General features: G+C 63.8%; 28 protein-coding genes and 1 pseudogene. 16 read left to right on the forward strand and 13 right to left on the reverse strand.

Annotated features, from left to right (window positions below; all coding sequences use genetic code 11):
• Window positions 1-479: DUF3750 domain-containing protein (locus tag ACOZKU_RS08650; protein WP_421578533.1), on the reverse strand; the 479-nt coding region annotated here is incomplete at its 3' end.
• Window positions 480-561: 82 nt separating this feature from the next.
• Here ACOZKU_RS08650 and ACOZKU_RS08655 point away from each other — a divergent pair.
• Complete coding sequence (locus ACOZKU_RS08655; protein ID WP_421578534.1) at window positions 562-1,569, forward strand: asparaginase; 1,008 nt, start codon at window positions 562-564, stop codon at window positions 1,567-1,569.
• Here the strand turns inward: ACOZKU_RS08655 and ACOZKU_RS08660 are convergent, their stop codons facing one another.
• Complete coding sequence (locus ACOZKU_RS08660) at window positions 1,570-2,325, reverse strand: DeoR/GlpR family DNA-binding transcription regulator (RefSeq protein ID WP_421578535.1); 756 nt, start codon at window positions 2,323-2,325, stop codon at window positions 1,570-1,572. It lies immediately after the preceding gene.
• A gap of 98 nt (window positions 2,326-2,423) precedes the next feature.
• On the opposite strand from ACOZKU_RS08660, the gene ACOZKU_RS08665 reads away from it, so the two are divergent.
• Entirely contained in the window at window positions 2,424-2,789 is a 366-nt protein-coding gene (locus tag ACOZKU_RS08665; RefSeq protein WP_314087394.1) for a DUF4406 domain-containing protein, read from the forward strand.
• 98 nt (window positions 2,790-2,887) lie between these two features.
• Window positions 2,888-3,283, forward strand: coding sequence for a VOC family protein (locus tag ACOZKU_RS08670; RefSeq protein ID WP_314087395.1), 396 nt, complete (start codon window positions 2,888-2,890; stop codon window positions 3,281-3,283).
• Window positions 3,284-3,369: 86 nt separating this feature from the next.
• On the opposite strand, the gene ACOZKU_RS08675 is transcribed toward ACOZKU_RS08670, so the two are convergent.
• The 4 genes from ACOZKU_RS08675 to ACOZKU_RS08690 all read right to left on the reverse strand — a co-directional run bounded on the left by ACOZKU_RS08675 (window position 3,370) and on the right by ACOZKU_RS08690 (window position 5,183).
• Complete coding sequence (locus tag ACOZKU_RS08675; protein WP_421578536.1) at window positions 3,370-3,654, reverse strand: hypothetical protein; 285 nt, start codon at window positions 3,652-3,654, stop codon at window positions 3,370-3,372.
• Between the two features lie 118 nt (window positions 3,655-3,772).
• On the reverse strand, window positions 3,773-4,510 hold the full coding sequence (locus ACOZKU_RS08680; RefSeq protein ID WP_421578537.1) for a DUF4198 domain-containing protein: 738 nt from the start codon (window positions 4,508-4,510) through the stop codon (window positions 3,773-3,775).
• A 50-nt stretch (window positions 4,511-4,560) separates the two neighbouring features.
• On the reverse strand, window positions 4,561-4,935 hold the full coding sequence (locus ACOZKU_RS08685) for a hypothetical protein (RefSeq protein WP_421578538.1): 375 nt from the start codon (window positions 4,933-4,935) through the stop codon (window positions 4,561-4,563).
• Window positions 4,936-4,991: 56 nt separating this feature from the next.
• On the reverse strand, window positions 4,992-5,183 hold the full coding sequence (locus ACOZKU_RS08690) for a hypothetical protein (protein WP_421578539.1): 192 nt from the start codon (window positions 5,181-5,183) through the stop codon (window positions 4,992-4,994).
• 103 nt (window positions 5,184-5,286) lie between these two features.
• Between ACOZKU_RS08690 and ACOZKU_RS08695 the strand changes: the two genes are divergently transcribed.
• Window positions 5,287-6,228, forward strand: coding sequence for a LysR substrate-binding domain-containing protein (locus ACOZKU_RS08695; protein WP_421578540.1), 942 nt, complete (start codon window positions 5,287-5,289; stop codon window positions 6,226-6,228).
• On the opposite strand, the gene ACOZKU_RS08700 is transcribed toward ACOZKU_RS08695, so the two are convergent.
• On the reverse strand, window positions 6,188-6,847 hold the full coding sequence (locus ACOZKU_RS08700) for a glutathione S-transferase family protein (RefSeq protein ID WP_421578541.1): 660 nt from the start codon (window positions 6,845-6,847) through the stop codon (window positions 6,188-6,190). The two genes, ACOZKU_RS08695 and ACOZKU_RS08700, sit on opposite strands and share 41 nt — an antisense overlap.
• 226 nt (window positions 6,848-7,073) lie before the next feature.
• Here ACOZKU_RS08700 and ACOZKU_RS08705 point away from each other — a divergent pair, with 226 nt between their 5' ends.
• From ACOZKU_RS08705 to ACOZKU_RS08720, 4 genes are all read left to right on the forward strand, one after another.
• On the forward strand, window positions 7,074-7,754 hold the full coding sequence (locus tag ACOZKU_RS08705; protein ID WP_421578542.1) for a hypothetical protein: 681 nt from the start codon (window positions 7,074-7,076) through the stop codon (window positions 7,752-7,754).
• A gap of 101 nt (window positions 7,755-7,855) precedes the next feature.
• The gene (locus ACOZKU_RS08710) at window positions 7,856-8,239 is read left to right on the forward strand and encodes a hypothetical protein (protein ID WP_421578543.1); all 384 of its coding nucleotides are present in this window, start codon (window positions 7,856-7,858) and stop codon (window positions 8,237-8,239) included.
• A gap of 72 nt (window positions 8,240-8,311) precedes the next feature.
• Window positions 8,312-9,691, forward strand: a complete 1,380-nt coding sequence (locus ACOZKU_RS08715; RefSeq protein WP_421578554.1) for a PepSY-associated TM helix domain-containing protein — start codon at window positions 8,312-8,314, stop codon at window positions 9,689-9,691.
• 113 nt (window positions 9,692-9,804) lie between these two features.
• On the forward strand, window positions 9,805-10,305 hold the full coding sequence (locus ACOZKU_RS08720; protein ID WP_314087406.1) for a copper chaperone PCu(A)C: 501 nt from the start codon (window positions 9,805-9,807) through the stop codon (window positions 10,303-10,305).
• A gap of 97 nt (window positions 10,306-10,402) precedes the next feature.
• Here ACOZKU_RS08720 and ACOZKU_RS08725 read toward each other — a convergent pair whose 3' ends face one another.
• Window positions 10,403-11,776 (reverse strand): TIGR03808 family TAT-translocated repetitive protein, encoded by a 1,374-nt coding sequence (locus ACOZKU_RS08725; RefSeq protein ID WP_421578544.1) that lies wholly within the window; start codon window positions 11,774-11,776, stop codon window positions 10,403-10,405.
• A 236-nt stretch (window positions 11,777-12,012) separates the two neighbouring features.
• Between ACOZKU_RS08725 and ACOZKU_RS08730 the strand changes: the two genes are divergently transcribed.
• The 5 genes from ACOZKU_RS08730 to ACOZKU_RS08750 all read left to right on the forward strand — a co-directional run bounded on the left by ACOZKU_RS08730 (window position 12,013) and on the right by ACOZKU_RS08750 (window position 18,176).
• On the forward strand, window positions 12,013-14,313 hold the full coding sequence (locus tag ACOZKU_RS08730; RefSeq protein WP_421578545.1) for an EAL domain-containing protein: 2,301 nt from the start codon (window positions 12,013-12,015) through the stop codon (window positions 14,311-14,313).
• Between the two features lie 62 nt (window positions 14,314-14,375).
• On the forward strand, window positions 14,376-14,822 hold the full coding sequence (locus ACOZKU_RS08735; RefSeq protein WP_314087412.1) for a MarR family winged helix-turn-helix transcriptional regulator: 447 nt from the start codon (window positions 14,376-14,378) through the stop codon (window positions 14,820-14,822).
• Window positions 14,823-14,860: 38 nt separating this feature from the next.
• A complete protein-coding gene (locus tag ACOZKU_RS08740; protein WP_421578546.1) occupies window positions 14,861-15,298 on the forward strand; it encodes a VOC family protein in 438 nt (145 codons plus the stop codon).
• A gap of 63 nt (window positions 15,299-15,361) precedes the next feature.
• Window positions 15,362-16,372 (forward strand): ligase-associated DNA damage response exonuclease, encoded by a 1,011-nt coding sequence (locus ACOZKU_RS08745; protein ID WP_421578547.1) that lies wholly within the window; start codon window positions 15,362-15,364, stop codon window positions 16,370-16,372.
• A gap of 178 nt (window positions 16,373-16,550) precedes the next feature.
• The gene (locus ACOZKU_RS08750; protein WP_421578548.1) at window positions 16,551-18,176 is read left to right on the forward strand and encodes a cisplatin damage response ATP-dependent DNA ligase; all 1,626 of its coding nucleotides are present in this window, start codon (window positions 16,551-16,553) and stop codon (window positions 18,174-18,176) included.
• Window positions 18,177-18,179: 3 nt separating this feature from the next.
• On the opposite strand, the gene ACOZKU_RS08755 is transcribed toward ACOZKU_RS08750, so the two are convergent.
• Window positions 18,180-18,437: a hypothetical protein gene (locus ACOZKU_RS08755; RefSeq protein WP_421578549.1), complete on the reverse strand. Its 258-nt coding sequence runs from the start codon at window positions 18,435-18,437 to the stop codon at window positions 18,180-18,182.
• Window positions 18,438-18,471: 34 nt separating this feature from the next.
• A complete protein-coding gene (locus tag ACOZKU_RS08760) occupies window positions 18,472-19,431 on the reverse strand; it encodes a glutathione S-transferase family protein (protein WP_421578550.1) in 960 nt (319 codons plus the stop codon).
• Window positions 19,432-19,701: 270 nt separating this feature from the next.
• On the opposite strand from ACOZKU_RS08760, the gene ACOZKU_RS08765 reads away from it, so the two are divergent.
• On the forward strand, window positions 19,702-20,490 hold the full coding sequence (locus tag ACOZKU_RS08765; RefSeq protein WP_421578555.1) for a L,D-transpeptidase: 789 nt from the start codon (window positions 19,702-19,704) through the stop codon (window positions 20,488-20,490).
• Window positions 20,491-20,704: 214 nt separating this feature from the next.
• Entirely contained in the window at window positions 20,705-22,588 is a 1,884-nt protein-coding gene (locus ACOZKU_RS08770) for a HAMP domain-containing methyl-accepting chemotaxis protein (protein WP_421578551.1), read from the forward strand.
• 62 nt (window positions 22,589-22,650) lie between these two features.
• Here the strand turns inward: ACOZKU_RS08770 and ACOZKU_RS08775 are convergent, their stop codons facing one another.
• The 3 genes and pseudogenes from ACOZKU_RS08775 to ACOZKU_RS08785 form a co-directional block, all read right to left on the reverse strand.
• Window positions 22,651-24,495 carry a calcium-binding protein gene (locus ACOZKU_RS08775; RefSeq protein WP_421578552.1) on the reverse strand — a complete coding sequence of 615 codons (1,845 nt, stop codon included), beginning with the start codon at window positions 24,493-24,495 and terminating at the stop codon, window positions 22,651-22,653.
• A 160-nt stretch (window positions 24,496-24,655) separates the two neighbouring features.
• Window positions 24,656-25,355: pseudogene (locus tag ACOZKU_RS08780) on the reverse strand (IS5 family transposase).
• 146 nt (window positions 25,356-25,501) lie between these two features.
• Entirely contained in the window at window positions 25,502-25,924 is a 423-nt protein-coding gene (locus tag ACOZKU_RS08785; protein ID WP_314087427.1) for an organic hydroperoxide resistance protein, read from the reverse strand.
• A 113-nt stretch (window positions 25,925-26,037) separates the two neighbouring features.
• Here ACOZKU_RS08785 and ACOZKU_RS08790 point away from each other — a divergent pair.
• A partial coding sequence (locus ACOZKU_RS08790) for a MarR family winged helix-turn-helix transcriptional regulator (protein WP_421578553.1) occupies window positions 26,038-26,394 on the forward strand: 357 nt, incomplete at its 3' end.

Consider the following 26,394-nt stretch of genomic DNA (forward strand, 5'->3'; position numbering starts at 1 on the left):
ACGAAGGTGTTGGAGTTCGGCCCTGGCCAGATGCGGTAGGCGCCGGGCGTCGAATAGGGATAGGCGGCAATCGCCTTCTCGATTTTCGGGATCAGCCGCGCCGCCTCTTCGCCGCTCACGGAGACGACGGTGCGCGGCGTGTTGGAATACCAGAAGGCGTCGGGCACATAGGCATTCTTGCGCACCGGCGTTCCCCAGCCCACCTTGTCGTAGCGATTGTAGCTCGCGGCATTCGCCGCTTTCGTGACGATCCAGGCATGGCTCGCCACCGCGCCCTTCATGCCGCCCGTCGCGGCGGAGAAGATGTGGATCGTCGCCTGCGGCGTCGTCTTCGCGTCCGGCAGGATACCGGCAGAAGTCCAGTTCGCCTCGCGCCAGGTGGCCGGGCGGTCCTTGACGTACCAGTAGCCGGCGGCGCCCAATGCGGGCATCAGGTAGATCACGAGAAAGAGGACAAGGACGTTCCTCAGCAATTTCATGCGGGCGCTCCGAAACCGAGTGGGCAGTTCGATCGATTTCGGATAATACCGCAGCGGAAATCGGAAATTTGAGGGCACGATCATGGCAAATCCGGTACTTGTCGAAGTCACCCGCGGCAATCTCGTCGAAAGCCGCCATCGCGGCATGGTCGTGGTGGTAGATGGCGATGGCGCGGTGGTGTTTTCGCAGGGCGATATCGATGGCGGCGTTTTTCCGCGCTCGGCCTGCAAGGCCATGCAGGCGCTGCCGCTGATCGAAAGCGGTGCCGCCGATGCGCATGCCTTCGGCAACCAGGAACTGGCGCTCGCCTGCTCCTCGCACAGCGGCGAAGCCGCGCATGCGCGGCTTGCCGGCTCCATGCTCGCCGCCGCCGGCGTCGATGAGAGCGTGCTGGAGTGCGGCGCGCATTGGTCCTTCGAGCAGCCCGTGCTGATCGGCCAGGCCCGCCTGCTCGACCGCCCGACGGCCCTTCACAACAATTGCTCCGGCAAACATGCCGGCTTCGTCTGCGCCGCCTGCCACACCGGCAAGGATTTGAAGGGTTATGTGCGCTACGAGCACCCCGTGCAGGCCGAAATCCGCGGCATCATGGAAAGCCTGACGGGCGCGGCTCTCGCCGTCGACAATTGCGGCGTCGATGGCTGTTCGATCCCGACCTATGCCGTGCCGATGAAGGGCCTCGCCCACGGTTTCGCAAAAATGGCGACCGGCGTCGGCCTCGCGCCCGAGCGCGCAAAAGCCTCGCGCCGCCTGATGGAGGCCTGCATGGCCGAACCCTTCTTCGTCGCCGGCACGGGCCGCGCCTGCACCCGCCTGATGGAGACCGCCCCCGGCCGCATCTTCGCGAAGACCGGCGCCGAAGGCGTGTTCTGTGCCGCCATCCCGGAAAAAGGCCTCGCCATCGCGCTGAAATGCGAGGACGGCACGACCCGCGCCGCCGAAAGCATGGTCGCCGCCACGCTTGCCCGTTTCTTCACGGAAGAGCCCGATATCCACGCCGCCCTGATGGCCCAGGCCAACCGCTCCATGAAGAACTGGAACGGCATCCATGTCGGCGATATCAGGGTGACGGACGCACTGGCCGCCTGATCAGGCTTCCAGTATCTCCAAATCCAGCTCCCGGTAGGGCGCCAGCACCTCCGGCGCCAGTCCGCCCGGCACGATAAGGCCGGTGGCGGAACGTGTCGGCATGATCGTCCATGGGGAGGCGCGGCCGAGTTTTTCGGCTGTGAGCAGCACCCAGGTGGCGCCGGCGTTTTCAGCAATAATGCGTTTGGTGGCCGCTTCCTCCATGTCGCCGGTCGTCAGGCCGTGCGTCGGATGGGCGGCCGTCACGCCCATGAAATAGAGATCGGCCTTCAGGCCGCGGATCGCCTCCAGCGCCAGCGCGCCCGTCGTCACCATGGAATGTTTGTAGAGCCGCCCGCCGATCAGCACGACCTCGGCGGTCGGGTGGCGCTCGAGTTCGCAGGCGATCGTCGGGCTGTGCGTCACCACCGTGAAGGCGAAGCTGCGCGGCAACGCACGGGCAAGCGCCGCCGTCGTCGTGCCGCCATCGAGGAAGATCACTTGTCCCGGCTCGATCATCGCCGCTGCGCGGGCGCCGAGCGCGGCCTTCTCGTCGGTTGCCAGCGCCTGCCGCGCGGCAAGATCCGGCAGGGCGGGTGCAAGCGGCAACGCCCCGCCATGTACGCGCTTCAACAGCCCCTCGGCCGCCATTTCGCGCAGATCCCTGCGGATCGTGTCCTCGGATAGATCGAGTTCCGCCGCGAGCGCCTTGGCGACGATTTCCCCGTCGCGGTTCAGGCGCTGGGCGATGAGCGCCTTTCTCTGGCTGGTCAGCATATCCAAACTCCGTCTTGACTATGCACGAAATTACACGAATAATCTGGAAATATCCAGAATAATCCGGATATTTCGTGCAAAAATGTAAGGAGTAAAACATGTTGATCCTGATTGCTGGCCCCTATCGTTCGGGCACCGGGGATGATCCGCAGAAGATGGCGGAGAACTTGAAGCGGCTGGAAGCGCCATCTTATGCGCTGTTCAAGGCCGGCCATGTGCCGATGATCGGCGAATGGGTGGCGCTGCCCGTCTGGCATGCGGCCGGCGGCCGGGAGATCGGCGATGCCCTGCACGAGGAGATCTTTTATCCGACGGCGCATCGTCTGCTCGCGCTCTGCGAGGGCGTGCTGCGCCTGCCCGGCGACAGCAAGGGCGCCGACAACGACGTGCGCATCGCCCGCGAACGCGGCATTCCGGTCTGGCATCGGCTGGAGGATGTGCCGGGCTGCGCGGCGGCGGCATAATTTTTTCAAAACGTTTGTCGGCAAGGGGCTGCGTGTTACGTCCTTGTGGCGTGACGGGGGAACGCACCCCGCATCGCCAACAATCAAGGAGGATTTCCATGCGCATGATTTTCGTCAACCTGCCCGTCAAGGACCTGCCGGCGACCCGCCGCTTCTTCGCGGCGCTCGGCTTTACCTTCAACGAGCAGTTCTCCGACGATACCGCCGCCTGCATGGTGGTGGACGAAAACATCTTCGTCATGCACCTGACTGAGGAGAAATTCGCCCAGTTCGTCAACGGCAAGGTCGGCGATCCCGAGCAGCAGACGCAGGCGCTGACCTGCTTCTCCGCGTCGAGCCGCCAGGAGGTCGATGACTTCAAGGCCAAGGCTCTGGCTGCCGGTGGCCGCGAATGGAAGCCGAACATCGAGTTCGGCCCGATGTACGGCTGCTCCTTCCAGGACATCAACGGCAATGTCTGGGAATTCATGCATATGGATCAGTCGGGCGGCTGATCACCGGTCCGCAACTCTCTCCCGACTGTGGGAGAGAGTTGCACATCGCTTTGTCGGTCTTCAGCAGGATTTTGACAGGGAAGGTGCTATCTCTTCCATCGCAATCGCCGCGCATGCACGACGGACGATCCCATATAGGTGATGAAGCAACTTCGAATGCGCTCACGACGTATCATGGCGCGAGGATTGCCAAACCATTCCGCGCCTTCCGCCATGAAAACCCAGTCTATGAAATCGTCGGCCGTGACATATCCCCGTTCGGAAATATAGCGCGTCACATGACGCCATCCGTCATCCTGCAAGCTGCCGCAGCAGCCATAGCCGACGCAGATCGCTCTGATCAGCGCGTGGAAATCCTTGTTTTCGGACATTGGAACGCCCGCCGATGCGGGCCAAAAGTGAGGGACTGACCGCGATGAAGCCGGAATATGTCGGGACTGTCAATCACGGTCAGCGCCGCCGATTTCTCTATGCCTTGATTTGTATGGCTTAGTCGTCGTGGCTATGCGCCTCCGCGACGAAGCTGAGCGTCGCCGTGTAGCCGATCTGGTCCGCCTTCGGGTCGTTTTCCAGCGGCACGCTGTGATCGATCGCCAGCACGTTCAACCCGTCATTGCGGATTGCCACCACGACTTCGCCGTCGGCATCCGTCGGGTCGCTCTTGAGGGAAGCCTGGTTGACGTAGTCGAGCGTCACCACCGCGCCGGCAAGCGGTTTGCCGTCGTGCAGTACGCGCAACCGGATCGGATCGCCGGCCTTGCGACCGACCGGATTGTCGAGCGGCAGGATCTGCAGATCCTGCTTCGGGAAGGCGGGCAGGGCGCCGTGGGCGTGGAGAAGCGACAGGCTGTTCTTGATGTAATGGCCGGCGGCCTTCGCGTCCGTCACCTTGTCCTTTGCCTCGTTCACCCACTTGCCGTCCGTCTTCTCCGTCCAGTAGCCGTTGTCGAAGGTGAGCAGGATCGCGGCGGGGTCGCCCTCGGGCTTCAGGATCGCGTGCTTTTCGCGTTTGTCGATCTCCACCTGGGTTGCCGCACCCTCCTCGGAGATCGCCAGCGCCTGCGTGATGCGCGCGGGATCGTAGGGGTCGTCGCCCGCGCCATGGCCATAGACGACGCCGAGATTGCCCCAGCGTTCCGCCACCCAGGCGCCATGCGCCCCGGCGGTGAGGGGCAGCGAGAGGACGAGCGCGAGCGCGCCCGAAACAGCGAGAATCTGCTTCAGCATTCTGGTCTCCAAGTTGGTAATGTTATTACGTTACAATGGCGATGTAGCGTTCAACCTTGCGCCCTGTCAAGCGGGCAGCGTGAAAGATCAATCGAGCAATTTGCGCAGCTTGGCCGGCGCCTTGAGGCGCCAGGATTCGGCGAGGCGGTGCCGGAGCTCCGTGTCGTCGATGACGGCGGCGCGCACCAGAAGCCCGGCAAGCCTTTGTAGTGGTCGGTTTCGTAACGGAGGTCGGGCGTCCGCTCGATCAGGCGCTCCTTGTCGTCGAGCGGCACCATCAGCACCAGCGTTTCGCCATCCTTGATACGCACGAAGAGCTTTCCGGCCACCTTCAGCGCCGGGGTGCCATAGGACGTGCCGGTCTCGACGCCGGGCAGGTCCTCGGCAAGACGCTGGAGCCGCGCCAAAAGCGGATCGTCGGACATGCGAAATCCTCCTCGCCTAGACTGTACCGGGGCGGGGCGGACGGCGAGGGGGAGGATCAGCGGCGGCAGGCCGCTTCGGGGGCGGAGGGCTGTGGCCGGAAGCGACCAAAGGGCAGGTCGCCGAGCGCGCGGGCATCCATCGTCTCGATTGCCGGATGGGCGAGCGGGTCGCGTATCCAGATGGGGCTGTCCGCCGGCTCCGCTTCCGCTTTCAGCGCCTCCGCGATCATGGAGAAAATCTTTAACATTGCCTTCTCCTTGCGGTTCGTTATCAGTATCAATGCTTGATAATCGCGCAAGGATCGGCTCTCTTCAATCGAGCACTTCGTGATCTGGATATAGAAAAACTATATGCGAAATCTCAACCTCGTCCATCTGAACGGCCTTCGCGCGCTGGAGGCGGTGGGGCGGCTCGGCTCGTTGCAGGCGGCGGCGGAGGAGCTGGGCGTTACCGTCGGCGCCGTCAGCCAGCAGGTCATTCGCGCCGAGGAGCAGTTGGGGCGGGCGATCTTCGACCGCACGAACCGCGGCCTCACGCAGACGGCGTTCGGCACGCCCTTCCTTGCGCGTCTCTCCGCGGGCTTTGGGCAGATTTCCGAGGCGGTCGCCACGACCCAGCGCCGCGACGATGCGATCCTGACGATCTCGGTCGCGCCGATCTTCGCCTCGCGCTGGCTCATCCACCGTATCGATCGCTTCGCCGCCGCCCATCCCGAGATCAGCCTGCGCATCGAGGCGACGACGACGCTGGTCGACCTCGCCCGCTCGGATGTCGATCTCGGCATCCGCGTCGGGCCGGGCACCTGGCCGGATGTGCGGGCGGAGTTCTTGATCCCGCAGGTGATGTTCCCGGTCTGCGCACCGGCGCTGGCGGAGAAAATCAAGACACCGGAGGATCTCGCCGCGCAGCCGGCCGTAATCGATGGCAATGACCAATTCACCTGGGAGCGCTGGCTCAAGGCGGCGGGGCTCGACATTCCCGCACCGAAGGCGCGCCACGTCTTTTCCGACGCCTCGCTCTGCCTCGATGCGGCGCTGGCCGGGCAGGGGGTGCTGCTCGCCTGGCCGGTGCTCGCCTCCTGGGCGCTGAAGGAGGGGCGGCTCGTCGCGCCGTTCCCGCTGCGCGTCGAGACCGGCAACGGCTATTATTTCGTGACGGCCCCCGGCGTGCCGGAGCCGCGCAAGGTCTCGCTCTTCAAGCGCTGGCTGCGGGCTGCCATCGCCGAAGATGAGGACGGCTTTGCCGGCGCCGTCATTCCGGCTCTTTCGCCCGCGTCTCCATCATCGCCCTGAAGGCCGGGCGCGCCTGGCAGCGCTCCAGCCACGCCTTGACGTTCGGCGCGGCGTCGAAGAGCTGCGGCTGGCTCATGGCATAGCGGAAGACCTCCGCGACATTGAGATCGGCGACGGTGAATCGGTCGCCGACGACATGGCCGGTGGCGGCGAGATGCTGGTCGAGCCGCTGGAAACATTTTTTCAGCGCCTTGGCCGCGCCGCGAATGGTGAGGCGCCCCGCTTCGCTTTCCGCCGCATTGGTGTCGAGCGCCAGGATGATCTTCACGGCATGCGGCTCAACCTCGGTCGCCGCCCACATCGTCCATTGCAGCATTTCCGCCTCTTCCGTCACCGTCCGGCCGGCAAGCGGGCCGCCATGCTTGCGGGCGAGATAGAGATTGATCGCGAGCGACTCGGTCATCACGAAGCCGCCGTCATCGATGCAGGGGATGAGGCCGGTCGGATTGACGGCCAGGAAGTCCGGCGACTGCGTGTTGAGGGGCGCGTCGGCGGCATGCGGATCGTCCACCCGGCGGGCCTGCACGACCGGCACGGAAACGAAGGGCAGGCCGAGTTCGCCCGCCAACCAGTAGGCGCGCGAGGCGCGGGAGCGGTAGACGCCGTAAATGCTGAGCATGGATCCTCCTGATGCAAGCGGTTTGGCGATCGCGCTTGCGATAGAACAAGGTGCCCCGGCCTGTCCTGTCCTGGAAGACAGGCACCGCACGGAACCTGCCGGCACCATAGGCGGCGGGCCTTGCCCGCGGTAGGCTGATCGCCTGATCGATCGATGAATTGTCGTGATGGCGCGCCAATCTTATGACTGCAAACAGACTGGAAGCGTCGAAGCGGGAGATCTGCACATGAATGATATCGCTGCGCCGCGCCAGCTCCGCAACCGCCCGAACCGCGTCACGCCTTTCGGACGATTGGAGCCGTCGGTTTGCCGAGGGGCGTTCCTGGGCAACCGTGGCGACCTGCATGCCGCCGATGGTTCCATCCGCAAGTCCTATGCCGTGAAATTCTGGATTTGCTGCACGCTTGAGGAAACCAACGGCCAGCGGGTGACGTTTGATGAGCGGGGACACTGTACGCCGCTCTTCTTCTGGGACGAGGCCGTGGCGATGGCCGCCGGCCACCGTCCCTGCGGGCAATGCCGAAAGCCGGCATTTCATGCCTTCAAAAACGCCTACAACAGGGCCAAAGGCTTTCCTGACGGCCATTTCGTGTCGGTCAAGGAGATCGACGCCGAGCTTCATACTTACAGGCTCGACGCTCATAAGCGTCAGCGCCGGTACAGAGCATCGGCAACCGAATTGCCTTCAGGGACGTTCGTCGCCTTCGACAGCGCGCCGGAAACCGCAGTTTTGCTTTGGGATGGATCGGCATATTCATGGAGCCATGCCGGATATGCGGAGCCGGTCGGCATCGATAGCCTCGCCCAAGTTAACGTGCTGACGCCGCGGATACTGGTGGAGGTCCTGAGAGCGGGCTATGTCCCCTCGGTCCGTCTCCCCGTCAATGCCACACGAAAATCCGAGTAGCCGATGGTGAGCGACCTGGCCGTCTGCTTTGCCGCATTGACCTCTTGCCGGCATGGGGCTATGGGCGAAAGGGTCCGCGCGCTCGTGGATGGGGATAAAGAATGAACCGACGGATGACACATTGGGGCCTCTGCCTGCGCATGTTGTGCGCGGTCGCCCTGCTGTTCGTCGGTCTCGCCCATCGTCCGGCCATGGCCGCGATGCCCGCCGGCGTTTCGCTTGCGGATTACGTCCTGCCCGACGGCACCTTCGCCGATCTCTGCCTGAACAATGTCGTCGACGGCAAGACGAAGCAGGCCATGCCCGGAAAGTGCGAGGCCTGCCGCATCGGCGGCGCCATGCTGATCCCCGAGCCGGCGACATTTGCCGCCACCGTTCTCACCTTCCGTCAGGTCGCGGCCCTTCCGCTTGTCGAAGAGGCGCTGCATTCCCGGCGCGAGCGGCCCGGCGCCCCGCCGCGCGCACCTCCCTTCCTGTCCGTCTGATTTTGCAGTCCGCGCGGCGAAAAGCCGCCGTGCGCCCGAAATCCAGCCTGACAGGACCGTCTCATGTCCGTAATTTCAGACGCGCCGGCTATTGCCGCCGCCGAACCCGCAGCACTTTCGCAGCGCCTCTACCGCGCGATTTGGCGCTGGCACTTCTTCGCCGGCCTCATCGCCGTGCCCTTCATGATCAGCCTCGCCATCACCGGCGGCCTCTATCTGTTCAACGACGAGATCGATGCGAGCCTGTTCCGCTACCGCAACTATGTCGCGGTGGGCGACACGGTGCTGCCGCCGTCGAAGATCGTCGAGAAGGCGATCGAGGCCGTGCCCGGCGGCACGCTTTCCTCCTATCGCACGCCGGCCGGTGCCGACCGTTCCGCCCGCGTGACGCTCGCAACCGACGCCGGCCGCGAGCTGGTCTTCGTCGATCCCTATAACGGCGCCGTGCTCGACACGGTGGGCGCCAAGGAGGAGTTCAACGAAGTCGTGCAGGACCTGCACAGCCTCGATTATTTCGGTACCTCCTGGGAGCGGATCATCGAGGTGGTCGCGGGCTTCGCCATCGTGCTGACGCTGACCGGCATCTATCTCTGGTGGCCGCGCAACCAGACGGGCGGCGTTCTGAGCGTGCGCGGCACACCGAAAAAGCGCGTCTTCTGGCGCGACCTGCATGCCGTCACCGGCATTTTCGCCAGCGTCGTCATCCTGTTCCTCGCCTTCAGCGGCCTGCTCTGGTCGGGCTTTTGGGGCGCCAAGCTCAATGCTACGCTCACTGCGAACGGCATGGGCTACCCCGTCCAGCTCTGGGACAACGTGCCCCATTCCATGCTGGTCACCACGGATGTGCAGCCCAAGGCCTCCTGGCTCATGGAAAACGCGCCGGTGCCGGAATCGAGCCCGCCGGCCGGTGGCCAGACGGCGTTCCCGCCGATCGGTCTCGACAATGCCGTGACGATCGCCGACGCCGCCGGCATGCTGCTGGGCTACGAGATGTCGCCCCCGTCGAGCGAAACCGGCGTCTATACCGCCGCGATCTACCCGGCCGATCTCCAGCATGAGCGGACCATCCATCTCGACCAATATACCGGCGAGCGCCTGGTCGATATCGCCTTTGCCGATTACCCCGCGACGGGCAAGGCGATCGAATGGAGCGTCAACCTGCACAAGGGGCAGGAATGGGGCCTGTTCAACCAGCTTCTGATGCTCGCGAGCTGCCTCATGGTCATCGCCATGAGCGTGTCGGCGGTCGTCATGTGGTGGAAGCGCCGGCCCTCGGGGCGCATCGGCGTGCCCCCCGCACCGCGCGAAAAACGCATCTATATCGGCCTCTGGGCGATCGCCGGCGTTTTCGGCGTGCTCTTTCCGCTGACCGGCATCACCATTCTCGCCATGATCCTGTTCGACCAGATCGTCATCCGCTCCGTGCCGCCGCTGCGGCGCCTGTTCTCCTGATTCAGAGCGTTTCCGGTTGACCGGAAACGCTCTGAACTTTTGTTTTTTACCGCATTGTCCGACGCCGAAGCGAACTCGCTTCGGCTGGAAATGCTCCAGATAAGGAAACGCCCATGAAACGCCTTCTCGCAACCATCGCCGCGCTGGCGCTCTCGGCCACGGCCGTGCTGGCTCACGACTTCACCGTCGGCAATCTCGAAATCCATCACCCGGCCTCGAAGGCCACGCTGCCCGGCCAGCCCGTCGGCGGTGGTTTCATGACCATCGCCAACAAGGGCACCGAGGCCGACCGCCTCGTCTCCATCACCGCGCCCGACGTTTCCGACGACGTGCAGATCCATGAGATGGCGATGGAAAACGACGTGATGAAGATGCGCCAGCTGCCTGACGGCGTGGAGATCCCGGCCGGCGGCACGGTCGATCTCAAGTCCGGCGGCCTGCATGTCATGTTCATGAAGATCAAACATCCCCTCAAGGAAGGCGAGAGCTTCAAGGCGACGCTGACCTTCGAAAAGGCCGGCGCCCTCGACGTCACCTTCAAGATCGAATCCGCCAAGCCCGGCAATGCCACGGGCGGCGAGGGCGGAGCGAACCATGAGGGGCATGGCGGCTGAGGAAAAGCGGATGAGGGGGCAATGCGGATACGCCCCCTCATCCGCCTTGGCGTCTCTCCGTTCGGGCAAAAGGGAGAGGCGCTTTGCGGGGACGGGCTCAACCCGTCCGGTTCTGTTCGATCGTCAGATGCGCGTAGCTGGACGATTGGGCGGCGAGATCGTCGGTCGTGCGTTCGTTCCAGCGGTAGCCGACGATGGCGCCATCAGGGGTGTCGTCGAAGATATTGCCGGAAATCAGCGCCGATCCGGCCTCCTCGACGACGGTGACGGCGCAGCCGACCGGGCTCTTGCGCACGAGATTTCCGGATACGACGAGGCCGCGCATATAGGGGCCCCAGCCGAGCATCAGGCCCCATTTCGGCGCGTTTTCCACCGTGTTGCCGGAGACGACCGTGTCGGCCTCCACGGCGATGCCGAAGCCAAAGCCCGCGCCGTCGTGGATATAGGGGCCGTCGAGCTTGAGATTGCGCACGACATTGCCGGTGACGGTGGCAAGCCGGCCGCCCTCGTTGAAATTGACGATCAGGATGCCGTTCGCCGCACCGTCGATGAGGTTGCCGTTAACGATGGCGCCCTCGAAGCCGAATTCCGAGTAGATCGCCGTCTCGCCGCTGTCGAGACAGGTATTGCCCGCGATCTGGATGTTCGAGCCGGCATTGGAGCGGATGGCGGAGAAGGCGCAGGCAGAGACGTGATTGTTCGTCACCATCACGTCGTCGGCGCGAAAAATGTTGATGCCGTTGCCATATTCGCCGGTGCCGCCGCGCGTCGCGGAGATGCGGGCGATGCGGTTGCCCGAGACGATGGTGCCGTCGCGGCCCTTCTGCCAGCGATGGACGAGAATACCGCCATTGCCGCAATCGAAGACCTGGTTGCCGGTGACGGAGAGGTCGTGGCTCTCGACGGCATAGAGCGCATAGTCGGCGGCGCCGGACAGCCGGTTGCGCTCGATGCGCCCGCCGGAACGCTCCAGACTGACGGCGGTTTTGGACGAACCCTGGATTTCGCAGTTTTCGATGACGACATTGGCGACGTTGCTGAGATGGACGAGGCCCTCCACCGTATCGCCGAGCCAGCGGTTCGCCCCGTCGATGACGAGATTGGCAAGCTCGATGCGGGAAACGCCGTCGGCCGCGAAGAGATGGCCGCCACCGCCATAGACGATGCGGGTGGCGCCCGGCACGCCGGTCAGCCGCGTATTGTCGGGCAGGGTGATGTTGGAGATCGCATAATCGCCGGGCGGCAGGAAGACCGGCATGTTCTTGGCGGCGGCGTCCTTCAGGAGCTTTTCGAAGGCCTTGCTCTTGCGGTCGTCGGCGCCGGGGCGAATCCCATGCGCCGAGGCATCGATGCTGCCGCGCAGATCGACATCGACGATCGGCAGGCGCGTGCCGCCGGCCGCAGCCGCCGGGGCGGCGAAACCGGCGGCGCCAAGACCGAGACCTGAAAGAAATAACCGTCTGGTAACCATGGAAGCTCCTTGCCGCATAGCACAGCAGGAACCGTGCCAGTTGCTTTCGTGCCGAAACGGAACAGTTTGGGTAATGCTCGCCCGAGTTGTTAAAAACGTCCCGAGAACGGCCGGATTGGCGGCATTTCGCCGGTTTCCTTTAGGTTTGGATAACGACTCTAGGTGTAGTTTCAGTTGTTCCGGGAAGAGCGGCGGCAGGCTGTGGGCTTCCTTGCGTTTGGGCTTTGCAGGGAACCATGTCGACGAAACTGTCCCACCTTGGCAATGATGACGCCGATGCGACCGCGCGTCTGATGTCCGCCAGCCAGCGCCTCATCACGGAGGCGGCGCGGCTTTTCCCGCTCGCCGCCGCGCAAAACGAGCGCACGATGTGGCTGGAAGCCATGATCGACGAGGTGCCGGACTATCTCTATTTCAAGGACCGCAACAGCCGCTTCGTCGTGGCCAACCGCGCCATCGTCAACGACAACAGGCGCGAGGGGCTGGAGAGCCTGGAGGGCCTGTCGGATTTCGACATCCACCCGGAGCATGTGGCGCGTGGCTTCTTCGAGACCGAGCAGGAGATCATCCGCACCGGCCGGCCAATGCTCGATATGGAAGAGCTCATCCGCGATGTCAGGGGCAAGCTGAAATGGCTGCTCACCTCCAAGCTGCCGGTGCGCGATGGCAAGGGCGAGGTGATCGGCATCGTCGGCATCGCCCGCGACATCACCGAGCGCAAGCGCTCCGAAAGCCTGCATGTCGGCCAGGCGCATCTTCTGAAGATGATCGCGCTCGGCTCGCCGCTGGCGGATGTGTTCTCCTCGCTCATCCTGCTGATCGAGGCGCATGTCGCCGATGTCACCGGCTCGATCCTGATGCTGGCGCAGGACGGCAAGCATATTGTCAACGGTGCCGCACCCAATCTCGACCCGGCCTATTGCCGTATGATCGAGGGTGCCGAAATCGGCCCGGCCATGGGCTCCTGCGGTACGGCGATGTGGCGCGGCGAGCAGGTCATCGTTTCCGATATCGAGACCGACCCGCTCTGGGCCGATTACAAGGCGCTGGTTGCGCCCTATGGTTTCCGTGCCTGCTGGTCGGCGCCCATCCGCTCCTACCAGGGGAAGGTGCTCGGCACCTTCGCGCTCTATTCGCGCATACCCGGCGAGCCGACGGCCGAGTGCATGAAGCTCGTCGGCATGGCGACGCACATCGCCGGCATCGCCATCGAACGCAAGGAGGCCGAGGACAGCATTCAGTTCATGGCGCATCACGATACGCTGACGGGCCTGCCGAACCGCAGCATGCTCGACGAGCGCGTCGCCTCGGCCATCGAGGCGGCGGATGATTGTGGTGGCACGATGACGCTCGCCTTCATCGACCTCGACAATTTCAAGCTGGTCAATGACAGCCTCGGCCATCATGCCGGCGACGAACTCCTGAAGATCGTCGCCAACAGGATGCTGCACTGCGTGCGCGCCAGCGACAGCATCGTGCGCCTCGGCGGCGATGAATTCGTCATCCTCATCAACGGTGCGATGCGCCGGGGCGAAAGCGTGGACGACAGGCTGCGCGCCGTGCGCGAGGCGATCGCCGAGCCCGTCGTTATCGAGGGGCGCTCCTTCCAGGTCACCTGTTCGATGGGTGTCGCCGCCTATCCCGAGCACGGCCGCAATGTCACCGAGCTGCTCGCCCGTGCGGACGTCGCCATGTACCGGGCCAAGGAAATCGGCCGCGATGCCATGCAGGTCTTCACCGCCGAACTTGCCAACCGGGCGCATGAAAAGCTGGAGCGGCAGGAGGAGCTGCGCCGCGCGCTGGCGCAGGGCGAACTCTTCTTGCAATACCAGCCGCAGATGGACCTTGCGAGCGGCCGCATCTTCGCTGTCGAGGCGTTGATCCGCTGGCGCCATCCCGAGCGCGGCCTTGTCGGCCCCGGCGATTTCATTCCGCTTGCCGAAGAGACCGGCCTGATCGGCCCGATCGGTGACTGGACGCTGCGCGCCGCCTGCCGGCAGAACAAGGCCTGGCAGGTCTCCGGCCTGCCGCCCATCGTCGTCAGCGTCAATGTCTCGGCCCGCCAGTTCCAGGAGAAGGATTGGGTGGAGCGCGTGGCCGCCGCGCTGGAGGAGAGCGGACTGGAAGCGCGCTATCTCGAACTGGAGCTCACCGAAAGCCTCATCATGCAGGACGTGCAGCAGGCGGTGGAGACTATGCATCGCTTGGAAAAACTCGGCGTGCACCTTGCCATCGACGATTTCGGGACGGGCTATTCCAGCCTTGCTTCGTTGAAGAGCTTCCCCGTCGGACGCCTGAAGATCGACCGTTCCTTCGTGAAGGACCTGCCGGAGGATGGCGACGACGCGGCGATCGCCCGCGCCGTGATTTCACTGGCCCACACGCTGCAGCTGCGCGTCATCGCCGAGGGCGTGGAGACCCGCGAGCAGATGGATTTTCTGCGCGAGGCGGGCTGCGACGAAATCCAGGGCTACTATCTCAGCCGTCCCATCGATGCGCGTGGCCTTCAGGCCATTCTCTGCATTCCCAGCCTCTGACGGGAGAGCCGTTTTGGCGGGCGGCTCTTGACATTGTTACGTTGATATCAACAGTAAGAAGCATGTCCGATGATGCGCTGATTCCCTACGAGACGACGCTTTTCGTGCGTGACCATTGCCTGTGTCTGCATGCGCAGCGCGCGGCCCGCGCGCTTGCCCGCCGTTTCGATGATGCGCTGCGGCCGCTCGCGCTGACCAACGGCCAGTTCTCCCTGCTGATGGCGCTGAACCGTCCCGAGCCGCCGCCGATGGGGCCGGTCGCCGCCGTTCTCGCCATGGACCGCACGACGCTGACCGCCGCGCTGAAGCCGCTCGAGCGCCGGGGTCTCGTGCGCGTCGAGGCCGATCCGCGCGACCGTCGCGGCCGCCTGCTGCGCCTGACGGAGGAGGGCCGCCGTCTGCTGACCGAAGCCTTCCCGATCTGGAAGGAAACCCACGAAAAGATCGACCGCCAGCTTTCCACCGTCGATATGGGCACGCTCCGGGCCGGCATGATGGCGATCGCCTAACGACTTTTACGGGTCACGGACATTTCGGAGGTGAAGACATGGCGATCAAGCGGATGGACAATGTCGGCATCGTCGTCGAGGACCTCGACGCGACGATCGATTTCTTTCTCGATCTCGGCCTCGAGCTCGAAGGCCGGGCCACGATCGAAGGAGAGTGGGCCGGGCGTGTCACGGGACTGGGCGACCAGCATGTCGAGATCGCCATGATGCGCACGCCCGATGGCCACAGCCGTCTCGAGCTTTCCCGCTTCCTCCGGCCGGCCGTTATCGCCGATCATCGCAATGCCCCGGTCAATGCGCTCGGCTATCTGCGCGTCATGTTCGCCGTGGACGATCTCGACGCGACGCTAGAGCGGCTTCGCCCGCGCGGTGCCGCCCTTGTCGGCGATGTCGTCGATTACAAAGGCATCTATCGGCTCTGCTATATCCGTGGCCCGGAAGGACTTCTGATCGGGCTCGCGCAGGAACTCCGCTGAGGCGGCACAGCAAACGCCACCGCCCCTCTGGCAGAGCGCCGCAAAGCCGCTATCTTCCTCCCCATGAAGCCCGATCAGCTCCTCAAGCCGGCGCCCGCCGGTCTCTATTGCCCTGCCGGCGACTTTTACATCGATCCCGTCCGCCCCGTGGCGCGGGCGCTGATCACCCATGGCCATTCCGACCATGCCCGCGCCGGCCATGGCGCGGTGCTGGCGACGCGCGAGACGCTCGACATCATGGCGATCCGCTATGGCGAGGATTTTTGCGGCACCATGCAGGCGGCGGCCTTCGGCGAGCGCATCGATCTTTCCGGCGTCACCGTCTCGTTCCATCCGGCCGGCCATGTGCTCGGTTCGGCCCAGATCGCTGTCGAGAAGGATGGCCTGCGCATCGTCGCCTCGGGTGATTACAAGCGCGGCGCTGACCCGACCTGCGCGGCCTACGAGCCGGTGCCCTGCGACGTCTTCATCACCGAGGCGACCTTCGGCCTGCCGGTCTTCCACCACCCGGACCCGAAGGCGGAGATGGGCAAATTGCTCACGTCGCTGCGGCAATTTCCCGAGCGCAGCCACCTCGTCGGCGCCTATTCTCTCGGCAAGTCGCAGCGCGTGCTCAGGCTGCTGCGCGATTGCGGCTATGACGCGCCAATCTATATCCACGGCTCGCTCGCCCGGCTCTGCGACTACTATGTCAGCCGCGGCATCGATCTCGGCGACCTGCGCCCGGCCACCATGGAAAAGAGCAGCCCCGCCGATTTCCGCGGCGCCGTCATCGTCGGCCCGCCCTCGGCCTTCGCCGACCGCTGGGCGCGCCGCTTCAACGAACCGCTCATCGCCTTCGCCTCCGGCTGGATGATGGTGCGCCAGCGCGCCAAGCAGGGCGGTGTCGAGCTGCCGCTCGTCATCTCCGACCATTGCGACTGGCCGGAACTCACGGAGACGATCCGCGACCTCGCGCCGCAGGAAGTCTGGGTAACGCATGGCCGCGAGGAGGCCCTCGTCCGCTGGTGCGAACTGTCAGGCGTGCCGGCGAGGCCGCTGCATCTGGTGGGCTATGAGGATGAGGGGGATTGATGGTGGTGGAAGCACGCCCCTCATCCGCCCTGCCGGGCACCTTCTCCCCGCAGGCGGGGAGAAGGGGATATGCCGCGCCGGTCTCCTTCATAGTCATCGCTTCGTGTGGCGCGTCCCGTCTCCCCGCTTTCGGGGAGAGGGCTAGGGTGAGGGGCAATTCCGCGGAAGGATCCCACCCATGAGAGCTTTCGCCACCCTCCTGGACCGCCTCGTCCTCACACCCTCGCGCAATGGCAAGCTGAAACTGCTCGCCGACTATTTCCGCGACACGCCCGATCCCGACCGTGGCTACGGTCTTGCCGCCATCGCCGGCACCCTGGACCTGAAGAGCGTCAAGCCCGCGCTGCTGCGCGAGCTGGTGCTGGAACGCATGGACGAGGTGCTGTTCCGCTATTCCTACGACTACGTCGGCGATCTCGCCGAAACCATCGCGCTGGTCTGGGATCAGGAGCGCAAGGAGCGCGTGCCCGATGAGGCCCAGCCACGGCTCAGTGCTGTCATTACACGTATGAATGCGCTCGGCCGCACGGAGGTGCGCGGCGCGGTGCGCGATTTGCTCGACCAACTCGATCCCTCCGCCCGTTTCGCCTTCCTGAAGCTTGCGACCGGCGGCCTGCGCATCGGCGTTTCGGCGCGGCTCGCCAAGCAGGCGCTCGCCGAATTCTCCGGCATGGATGTGATGGAGATCGAGACCCTGTGGCACGGCCTGCAGCCGCCCTATGAATCGCTCTTCGCCTGGCTGGAGGGCACCGCCGACCGGCCGGTTCTGGCCACGCCCGCCATCTTCCACTCCGTCATGCTCGCCAATCCGGTGGGTGAGGGCGATCTTGACAATCTCGACCCGGCCGATTTCGCCGCCGAATGGAAATGGGATGGTATCCGCGTGCAGATGTCGTCATCGGGCACGACGCGAAAACTCTATTCCCGCTCCGGCGACGATATTTCCGCCGCCTTCCCGGATGTGCTCGATGCCATGAATTTCGAGGGCGTGGTGGATGGCGAGCTTCTGGTCGGCGGCACGGCGCGCACCAACAGCCCGACGCGCACCTTCTCCGATCTCCAGCAGCGGCTGAACCGCAAGACCGTCAATGCAAAAATGCTGGAGGATTTCCCGGCCTTCGTGCGCGCTTACGACGTGCTTTTCGAAGGCGAGGTGGACGTGCGTCCCGCCGCCTTCACCGAGCGCCGCGAGCGCCTTGCCGGCCTCATCGAGAAGGCGCCGCACGATCGCTTCGACCTCTCGCCGCTCGTGCCCTTCGCAAGCTGGGCGGACCTCGAAAAGATCCGCCGCGACCCGCCCGATCCGGTCATCGAGGGTGTGATGATCAAGCGGCGCGACAGCGCCTACCAGGCCGGCCGCATGAAGGGGCCGTGGTTCAAGTGGAAGCGCGATCCGTTCAATATCGATGCCGTGATGATGTATGCCCAGCGCGGCCACGGCAAGCGGTCCAGCTACTATTCCGATTTCACCTTCGGTGTGTGGACCGAAGGCCCCGACGGCGACGTGCTGGTGCCCGTCGGAAAAGCCTATTTCGGCTTCACCGATGCCGAACTCGAAGTGCTCGACCGCTTCGTGCGCAACAACACGACCGACCGTTTCGGTCCCGTCCGCGCGGTGCGCGCCGAGCCGGCCTACGGCTTCGTGCTGGAAGTCGCCTTCGAAGGCATCAACCGCTCCACCCGCCACAAATCCGGCGTCGCCATGCGCTTCCCCCGCATCGCGCGCCTGCGGCAGGACAAACTGCCCGCCGATGCCGACCGGCTGGAAACGCTGATGGCGATGGTGGAGGCGAAGGAGGCGTGAGCGTCAACGCGCGCGAAGCCACGCGATCAGCCGCCATGTTGCAATTGCCGCCGAGACGGCGAGGACTGCAAGAGAGGCAAGGGTTACCGTCAGCAGCATGTCGCCATAGCCCGCAACCGGGCTGTTGCACTGGAAGCCCCCAAAACCGAAGGCGCAATGGCGTTCGGATATCGTGCTGGATATCATGAGAATGACGGTCGCGGCGACCGCCATGGCTAAGCTCACGAAGGGAAACGGCGGAGCACGCATGGGGCCGACCATTCCGCATCCTCTTTCTGCCGTCAAGGCGCGGCGATCACAGCCCCAGCGGGGAAAGATCCGGGCCGAGCGGCACGATGCGGTTCGGGTTGAGCGACTTGATCGAATAATAGCCGTGCTTGATGTGGTCGATATTGACCGTTTCGCGCACGCCCGGGAGATCCAGCACACGCTTCGTATAGGCCGAAAGCGCCGTGTAGTCGGCAAGGCGCTGGCGGTTGCATTTGAAGAGTCCAAAATAGGCGGCGTCGAAGCGGATGAGGGTGACGAAGAGGCGGATATCGGCTTCGGTGAAGCTCTCGCCGGTCAGGAAGGCGCGGCCGTCGGACAGGCGGGTTTCCAATTCGTCCAGCATGGCGAAGACGCCCTGATAGGCCTCCTCGTAGGCGACCTGCGTGGTGGCGAAGCCGGCGCGGTAGACGCCATTGTTGAGGGCGGGGTAGATACGCTCGTTGAGGGCATCGATTTCGGCGCGGAGGGCTTGCGGGTAGAGGTCAACGCTCTCGTCCGCGAGTGCGCCAAAACCGCTGTTCAGCATGCGCACGATATCGGCCGACTCGTTGTTGACGATGGTCTTCTTTTCCTTGTCCCACAGCACGGGCACGGTGGCGCGGCCGGTGAAGGTCGGGGCTGCCCGCGTGTAGAGCTCGTGCATATAGGTGGCACCGTTCAGATCGTCGCGGTTGGAACCGGGGAAGGTGCCGAACTGCCAGCCCTGGTCGGACAAAGCGGGCTCGACGATGGAGACGGAGATCGCGTCGTCCAGCTTCTTCAGCTTGCGGGTGATCAGCGTGCGCGAAGCCCAGGGGCAGATGAGCGCGACATAGAGGTGGTAGCGGCCGCTCGCCGCGGCATAGCCGCCTTCGCCGGTCGGGCCGGCGCTGCCGTCGGGCGTCACCCAGTTGCGGAAGCTCGAAACCTGGCGCACGAAGCCGCCCTTGGCGTCGGTCGCCTGCACCGGCTGCCAGTCTTGCGTCCACTTGCCGTTGACGAGCATCGCATCACCTCACGTCGTTGATTGTGGCCCTGAACTACCGCCCGCGCGGGAAAACCGCAATTCGCGCGGCAATTGACACAGCGTTCACAAAGCGCACCTGCCACCGTGCGCGGCGTGGGCATGCGGCCACAGTCGCGGAAAAATGCCACGCGCAAGCCTCGGGCCAGCCGCAATTGCCACAATTAGGGCAGGGTTATGGACCTAGTTTGCGCCGCGTTAGCTAGTGATTCAGCCTCCTCGTCCATCCTGCCTTTCCGTCAAACGGATCCGATCTCTTCCATGACCGATACCGCGCTTTCCCGCCGCCGCTTTCTCCAGTTCTCCGGCCTCGCCATGGCGACCGGCCTGGCGGGCTGCACCTCGTCGATGAATACGGACCGTTTCCGAGAGGAGACGCGCCCCTATTTCCGCAATCCCGCGCTGGAGGGCCGGCCCGAGATCATTGCTGACGGGCGCGGCCCCATCAGCATTTATGGCCAGACGCCGCCCTCGGGCCTGCTGCCCGAATCGTCGGCCTATGCGGCCATGTACGGCCCGGTGAATGACGGCGGCTTCCAGGTGCCCGCGATCCCCTACCAGCAGATCGACGCGCGCTTCTACCGCCATGAGGTCGACAGCCCCTTTGCCGAGCAGCCGGGCACGATCATCGTCGATACCGGCAACCGCTTCCTCTATCTCATCCTGCCGAACGGTCGCGCCATGCGCTACGGCGTGGGCATCGGCCGGCAGGGTTTTGCCTGGTCTGGCCGTGGCGTCATCCAGTGGAAGCAGGCCTGGCCCAAGTGGACGCCGCCGGACGAAATGGTCAAGCGCCAGCCGGAACTGACGAAATATTCCGGCGCCAATGGCGGCATGCCCGGCGGCCTCAACAACCCGCTCGGCGCGCGTGCCCTCTACATTTTCCAGAACGGCCAGGACACGCTCTACCGCCTGCACGGCTCGCCGGAATGGAAATCCATCGGCAAGGCCGTCTCCTCGGGCTGCGTGCGCATGCTCAACCAGGATGTCATCGATCTCTACGATCGCGTGAAGGGCAAGGCGCCGATCCTCGTCATCTGACGACCGTTTTTTGAAAAGCCAAAAGGCCCGGATGTGATGCATCCGGGCCTTTTGGTATGACGCGGTTCGCCGGGGCCGCCGAATAGACGCAAAAACCCTGGTTTTGCAGCTCGCGCGGCCAGCGCACCCTTTCGATGCTGCTAATTTTAAATATTGCTAAATAAAGTTTCTTTACCATCGGGCAACCAAAAATCCCGAACGGCAAGGCATTCCCATGCAGATCTCGACCAAACTCGGTGCGGTGACCCTCTTCCTGACGCTGCTGCTCGCCGGCGCCATTTTCTCCACCTATCTCGTTCTCAACACCATGTCGGCCAAGATGGGCACCATTGTCGTCGATCGGCTGGTGCCCGCCGCCAGCCTCAAGCAGGTCGGCGATCTCTATGCCGTCAATATCGTCGATACCGCGCATAAGGTGCGCAGCGGCGCGCTGTCCTGGGAGGAGGGGCACCGGCTGAACACCGAGGCCGTCGCCGAGATCCAGAAGCTGTGGGATGCCTATGCCGCGACCTACCTCACCGACGAGGAGCGCGGTCTCGCCAAGCAGATGACGCAAGAGATGCACAAGCAGGCCGGCAGCATCAACGACCTGCTTGCCATCATGCAGTCGAAGGATCAGGCGGCACTCGACACCTATGTGACGACCCGGCTTTATCCCACCATCGATCCGATCGGCACCTATGTGGCCGCGCTGATCGATCTCCAGATCCGGGTCGGACAGGAGGAATTTGCCGCCGCCAATGAGACGAAGCACCTGACCCTCGTCCTGCTCGCTTTGTTCGGCGCCGTTGCGCTCACCATGGCCGGCCTGTCCTTCTGGATCATCGTCGCGGGTGTCTCGCGTCCGCTGCGCACCATCACCAAGGTGATGCAAACGCTGGCGCAGGGCGTGACGGATTTCGAGGTGCCCTTCCGCAGCCGCAAGGACGAGATCGGCCAGATCTCGGGCGCAGTCGAAGTCTTCCGGCAGTCCGAGATCGCCAAGGTCCGCTTGCAGGCGGAAGCGGAGGCCGCGCGTCTCCAGGCCGAGCAGGACCGCGTGCGCCTGCAGGAGGAAGCCGAGGCGGCCGCGCAGAGGCGTCTGCAGCAGGCGACATCAGGCCTTGCCGCCGGCCTGCGCCGCCTTGCCGGTGGCGATCTCAGCTTCCAGCTCGACGAGCCTTTCGCGCCCGATTTCGAGCAGCTGCGCAGCGACCTGAATTCCGCCGTGGCGGAGCTTGGCCAAACGCTGCGCGCCGTCTCGCAGGCCGTCGACGAGATGGACACCGGAACCCGCGAGATCAGCACCGGCGCGGATTCGCTCTCCAAGCGCACGGAGCAGCAGGCCGCCTCGCTGGAGGAGACCGCCGCAGCGCTTGACGAGATCACCGCCAACGTGACCAATTCGACGCGCCGGGCCGAGGAGGCACGCTCCGTCGCCGCCGAGGCGAACGGCAATGCGGCGCGGTCGGGCAATGTGGTCGCCAATGCCGTCAACGCCATGCAGCGCATCGAGCAGTCGTCGAGCCAGATCTCGTCGATCATCGGCGTCATCGACGAGATCGCCTTCCAGACCAATCTGCTCGCGCTCAATGCCGGCGTCGAGGCGGCGCGTGCAGGCGAGGCGGGCAAGGGCTTCGCCGTCGTTGCTCAGGAGGTGCGGGAACTGGCGCAGCGTTCGGCGCAGGCCGCCCGCGAGATCAAGGACCTCATCCGCAATTCGGAGGCCGAGGTGAAGAACGGCGTCAAGCTGGTCAGCGAGACCGGCGAGGCCTTGCAGGCGATCGGCGGCAATGTCGCGACGATCAACCAGCACATGGAGGCGATCGCCGTTTCCGCCCGCGAACAGTCGGTCGGCCTTTCGGAAATCAACACCGCCGTCAACCAGATGGACCAGACGACGCAGCAGAATGCCGCGATGGTGGAGGAAACCAACGCCGCATCCGCAACGCTCGTCACCCAGGCCGACCGCCTGCGCACCCTGATCGAGCGCTTCTCGCTGGGCCAGCCGGCACGCCAGCCGCAAGCCGCGTATGCGACGCCGCAGCGCACGGTGCAGTCCCGTCCGCGCGTTTCCGGCAACACTGCCCTGAAGGCGGAGAGCTGGGAAGAGTTCTGAGCACGCCACGGTCCTTCCTTTTTGCCAGGGTCTTCCCTTTTGAGAAGGCCTCAGCGCAGCGGTTAGATCACAAGGAAATCCGAAGCACTGAGGCTGAGACCGGTCGCAAGCGATGCGAACCTGACCGCAGTATAGGCCGCGCCGGTTCCGTCGGCGTCGTAAAACAGCGAACCCGTGTTCGAGTTGTAGATGATGCGATCGTCGGCGTCGCGGGGCGCGGAAATATTATCCTTGAACGCCGAGGCATCGAGCCCACCGGCGTCAAGCGCGGAAAAAATCCTGCTGTCGAGCTGAATTCGGTCATCGACGACACTGAAATCGGCAATCCGATCGACATTGCCGGTACCGAGCATGGTGGAGAATTGGAACGTATCCGCTCCGCTCATACCCCATAGCACGTCGTTTCCTGCTCCGCCGTCGATGACGTTGGCACCATCGTTGCCTCGCACTAATTGCCTGGCCTCATTGCCGGTCAAGTTGACGCCATATGTCGCATGTAAGGATGTGGTGTTAAGAATTTCGACGCTGACACCGCTCGCAAGAACGTAGTTCGTCCCTGCATTAACGCGGTCGGTGCCTTCACCCACTGCTTCGACGAGTGTCGCCCCGCTATTATAGACGGTATAGCTGTCGTTGCCCGCGCCTCCGGTCAAGGTGTCCGCGCCGCTGCCGCTGCCGTCGTGGAGCCTGTTGTCGCCGGTATCACCCGTTAGGATATCAGCAAAAATCGAACCCATGAGATTTTCGATGCCGATGAGCGTGTCGCCGTTGGCGTCACCTGCCGATAGCTGCGCTCCAGACAATCCCAGATCGACTGTCACGCCGGTCGAGGAGGCAGCATAATTCGCCGTATCGTCGTCGGCGCCGCCGTTGAGGGTTTCGGCAGCAGCGCTGCCAGTCAAGCGGTCATCGCCCGCTCCACCGTTCAAGGTAGTTGCGCCACTTAGTATGTCATTGCCGCTCTGGCCGTTGAGGATGCCAAAACCTGCGCCGGCAAGTTGATCATTGAAGGTGCTGCCGGAGACGTTCGTAAACCCAGTCAGCGTATCGCCCTGGGCATCGCCGCCGAAACCGGTGCCGGCAACGAGGTCGATGGTCACAGCAGCAGAGGAGTCTGAATAATCGATCGTATCGGTGCCACCATTGCCGATGAGAGTATCGGCTCCAGCGCCGCCGATAATGGTGTTGTCTCCGGCCGAGCCGGTCAGCGTGTCATCGCCGGTCGATCCGATCAGGTGCTCGACGCCGCTCAGCGTATCGCCTTGGGCGTCACCGCCGGTGCCGGTGCCGGCCGTAAGGTTGACGGTCACAGGTGCGGCAGAAAAAGAGTAGTCGACCGTGTCGAAGCCCGCGCCGCCCTGAAGAGAGTCCGCACCTGCGCCACCGATCAGCCGATCGTCGCCACCGCCGCCAAGCAATATGTCATTGCCGCCTTGGCCGTTGAGGACGTCATTGCCACCTTGTCCGTTGAACGTATTGGCGGCCGAATTGCCTACCAGTGTATCGGCGCCGATATTTGAGCCGATCAAATTGACGATGCCCTGGAGATAGTCGCCTTGGGCGTCACCGCCGAAGCCCTGCGATGCCCCGACGAATTGCAGGTTGATGCCGTTCATCGGCAGGGTAAGATTGACCGTCACCGACAGATCGATCGTTACACCACCTACGGAGGTTGTGTAGTCGGCTGCGTCAATGCCTGAATTCGTGATCACGCCGGCCGCGTTGAGCAGCCCACCGATGATAGCATCGGCTCCCGTGCCGCCACGAATCACATCGTCACCGGACCAGCCGATGGCAATATCGTCGCCGCCTAGCGCATCAATGAAATCGTTGCCTATGGCCTGCACAGGGCCAATGATCAGGTCGGGTAGAGTGTCGTTGCTATTGGAGCCGGTGAACGTAGCCATGATTATCTCCCAATCAAATATCGACGATGGAATGCATCTTAAAAAATATGGATGCGATCTGCTTTGCAGGGTTGCATTAATGACCATAGCACCCGAATCGGGAGTGTTGAGCAAATATGCAGTAGAACCTGGAGTTGTTTAAGGTAAATAACAAACGTAGCTAACAACAGGTGAAGTCTATGACGGCTGCCGCGATGCAGATGGCTAAAAAGAAGGTGTGGGCGCATAGGTCATAACGGGTGGCAATGCGCCGCGGGTGTCGTAGGCGTATGGGACTTTGCGGCTCCGGCTCGGCGGGATGCATGGTTCGATGCCCGTGGTTTCCAGTTCCTCGCGGAACCAAGCGCTGTCGTAGCCGCGATCAGCGATGAGATGAAAGGCTGGTGACAAGACGTCAAGCACGAGACGGGCGCCCTTGGTCGCTCATCTATCCTTCCTCCAGGAGCAGTATGATCGCCAGCCTTCACCGTCACAGACGGTGTGCGGCTTGGAGTTTAGCCCTCTCTTATTTGGCCCATACGACGGAGAACATCCCCTTTTTAAGAAGGCTCGCCGCCGCGTGGTGGGCCTTCAAATGCGTGGCATCGATCATGATGCGCTCCGACTTCGGTCCTCCCCCGGCAAGCCGGCGAAGATGTGTTCGAAAGCACCCAGCCGGCTCCAGCGAATGAAGCGGTTGTAGAGTGGCTTGTGTGAGCCGTCGCCAACCGGCGCGTACTTCTACTGGAGGCCGGCGCGGATCACGTAGACGATGCCGTTCACCACCGTCGGTCATTGACTCGCGGAACTCCGTGCGAAAGCGGAAAGAACGGCGATATCCGCGCCATTTGGCGCTCGCTCAGCAGCAACAAATCACCCATCGCGACCTCCTTCAACGGAGGCCATGAATCACATCTCAAACAGAGTTAATACGTCCTGAGCCTAGTGCAGCCTGGCAGTAGCCCGGCATGCAAAAGACCACCCAGCTATTTCTGGGCGGCCTTTCGTCACGGCGTCGTGAAATCAATCAGGCGACGGTTGTCTTGACGTCGAGATTGCCGCGCGTGGCGTGGCTGTAAGGGCAGACGACGTGGGCCTTCTTGATGAGGTCTTCGAGAACGGCCTTGTCGACGCCGGGCGCGGACACTTCGAGCGCGGCTTCGATGCCGAAACCGCCGCCGTCTTCACGCGGGCCGATGCCGACCGTTGCGGTGACCTTGGCGTCCTCGCCGATCTTGACCTTCTCCTTGCCGGCAACGAACTTCAGCGCGCCGAGGAAGCAGGCCGAATAGCCGACCGCGAAGAGCTTTTCCGGGTTGGCGCCCGTTGCGCCGTCGCCGCCGAGTTCCTTGGGAACGGTCAGCGTGACATCGACGGTGCCGTCTTCGGTTGCGCCATGGCCGGCGCGGCCGCCTGTTGCGGAAGCCTTGGTCCTGTAGAGAATGGGCATGGGTGTCTCCTTCCTTGCTGTCATTGTTGATGGCGATTGAATAGCGTAAAATTAAATTGCGCGCAATATGATTTTGCAAATTGCAATTTTGGCCCTTTGTGCGACAATGCAGCATGACCGACAAACGTGACGAAGCTGAGACGGATACCATCCCCGAGGGCATGCTGGCGCTCGACCAGCAGCTCTGCTTTGCCGTCTATTCCGCCGCGCACGCGCTCAACCGCACTTACAAGCCGCTGCTCGATCCCTATGGCCTGACCTATCCGCAATATATCGCGCTGATGACGCTCTGGCAGCAGGATGGTCGCACGGTGAAGGCGCTGGGCGCCACGCTCGGGCTCGATTCCGGCACGCTCTCGCCGCTCCTGAAGCGGCTGGAGGCATCCGGCTACATCACGCGCGCCCGCGACAAGGCGGACGAGCGACAGGTCCTCGTCACGCTCACCGAGAAGGGCAGGGCCATGCAGCGT

Origin of the sequence: Shinella sp. M31 (assembly GCF_049199205.1) — a bacterium.
GTDB lineage: Bacteria > Pseudomonadota > Alphaproteobacteria > Rhizobiales > Rhizobiaceae > Shinella.

Bases quoted from the DNA above. Each gene is read 5' to 3' on its own strand.
- ACOZKU_RS08675 (WP_421578536.1), bottom strand. From the start codon at position 3,654: ATGTCCGAAAACAAGGATTTCCACGCGCTGATCAGAGCGATCTGCGTC.
- ACOZKU_RS08720 (WP_314087406.1), top strand. From the start codon at position 9,805: ATGAAACGCCTTCTCGCAACCATCGCCGCGCTGGCGCTCTCGGCCACG.
- ACOZKU_RS08740 (WP_421578546.1), top strand. From the start codon at position 14,861: ATGGCGATCAAGCGGATGGACAATGTCGGCATCGTCGTCGAGGACCTC.
- ACOZKU_RS08785 (WP_314087427.1), bottom strand. From the start codon at position 25,924: ATGCCCATTCTCTACAGGACCAAGGCTTCCGCAACAGGCGGCCGCGCC.
- ACOZKU_RS08665 (WP_314087394.1), top strand. From the start codon at position 2,424: ATGTTGATCCTGATTGCTGGCCCCTATCGTTCGGGCACCGGGGATGAT.
- ACOZKU_RS08680 (WP_421578537.1), bottom strand. From the start codon at position 4,510: ATGCTGAAGCAGATTCTCGCTGTTTCGGGCGCGCTCGCGCTCGTCCTC.
- ACOZKU_RS08725 (WP_421578544.1), bottom strand. From the start codon at position 11,776: ATGGTTACCAGACGGTTATTTCTTTCAGGTCTCGGTCTTGGCGCCGCC.
- ACOZKU_RS08755 (WP_421578549.1), bottom strand. From the start codon at position 18,437: ATGGTCGGCCCCATGCGTGCTCCGCCGTTTCCCTTCGTGAGCTTAGCC.
- ACOZKU_RS08700 (WP_421578541.1), bottom strand. From the start codon at position 6,847: ATGCTCAGCATTTACGGCGTCTACCGCTCCCGCGCCTCGCGCGCCTAC.
- ACOZKU_RS08705 (WP_421578542.1), top strand. From the start codon at position 7,074: ATGAATGATATCGCTGCGCCGCGCCAGCTCCGCAACCGCCCGAACCGC.
- ACOZKU_RS08775 (WP_421578552.1), bottom strand. From the start codon at position 24,495: ATGGCTACGTTCACCGGCTCCAATAGCAACGACACTCTACCCGACCTG.
- ACOZKU_RS08670 (WP_314087395.1), top strand. From the start codon at position 2,888: ATGCGCATGATTTTCGTCAACCTGCCCGTCAAGGACCTGCCGGCGACC.
- ACOZKU_RS08695 (WP_421578540.1), top strand. From the start codon at position 5,287: ATGCGAAATCTCAACCTCGTCCATCTGAACGGCCTTCGCGCGCTGGAG.
- ACOZKU_RS08770 (WP_421578551.1), top strand. From the start codon at position 20,705: ATGCAGATCTCGACCAAACTCGGTGCGGTGACCCTCTTCCTGACGCTG.
- ACOZKU_RS08735 (WP_314087412.1), top strand. From the start codon at position 14,376: ATGTCCGATGATGCGCTGATTCCCTACGAGACGACGCTTTTCGTGCGT.
- ACOZKU_RS08745 (WP_421578547.1), top strand. From the start codon at position 15,362: ATGAAGCCCGATCAGCTCCTCAAGCCGGCGCCCGCCGGTCTCTATTGC.
- ACOZKU_RS08730 (WP_421578545.1), top strand. From the start codon at position 12,013: ATGTCGACGAAACTGTCCCACCTTGGCAATGATGACGCCGATGCGACC.
- ACOZKU_RS08710 (WP_421578543.1), top strand. From the start codon at position 7,856: ATGAACCGACGGATGACACATTGGGGCCTCTGCCTGCGCATGTTGTGC.
- ACOZKU_RS08655 (WP_421578534.1), top strand. From the start codon at position 562: ATGGCAAATCCGGTACTTGTCGAAGTCACCCGCGGCAATCTCGTCGAA.
- ACOZKU_RS08660 (WP_421578535.1), bottom strand. From the start codon at position 2,325: ATGCTGACCAGCCAGAGAAAGGCGCTCATCGCCCAGCGCCTGAACCGC.
- ACOZKU_RS08760 (WP_421578550.1), bottom strand. From the start codon at position 19,431: ATGCTCGTCAACGGCAAGTGGACGCAAGACTGGCAGCCGGTGCAGGCG.
- ACOZKU_RS08690 (WP_421578539.1), bottom strand. From the start codon at position 5,183: ATGTTAAAGATTTTCTCCATGATCGCGGAGGCGCTGAAAGCGGAAGCG.
- ACOZKU_RS08750 (WP_421578548.1), top strand. From the start codon at position 16,551: ATGAGAGCTTTCGCCACCCTCCTGGACCGCCTCGTCCTCACACCCTCG.
- ACOZKU_RS08685 (WP_421578538.1), bottom strand. From the start codon at position 4,935: ATGTCCGACGATCCGCTTTTGGCGCGGCTCCAGCGTCTTGCCGAGGAC.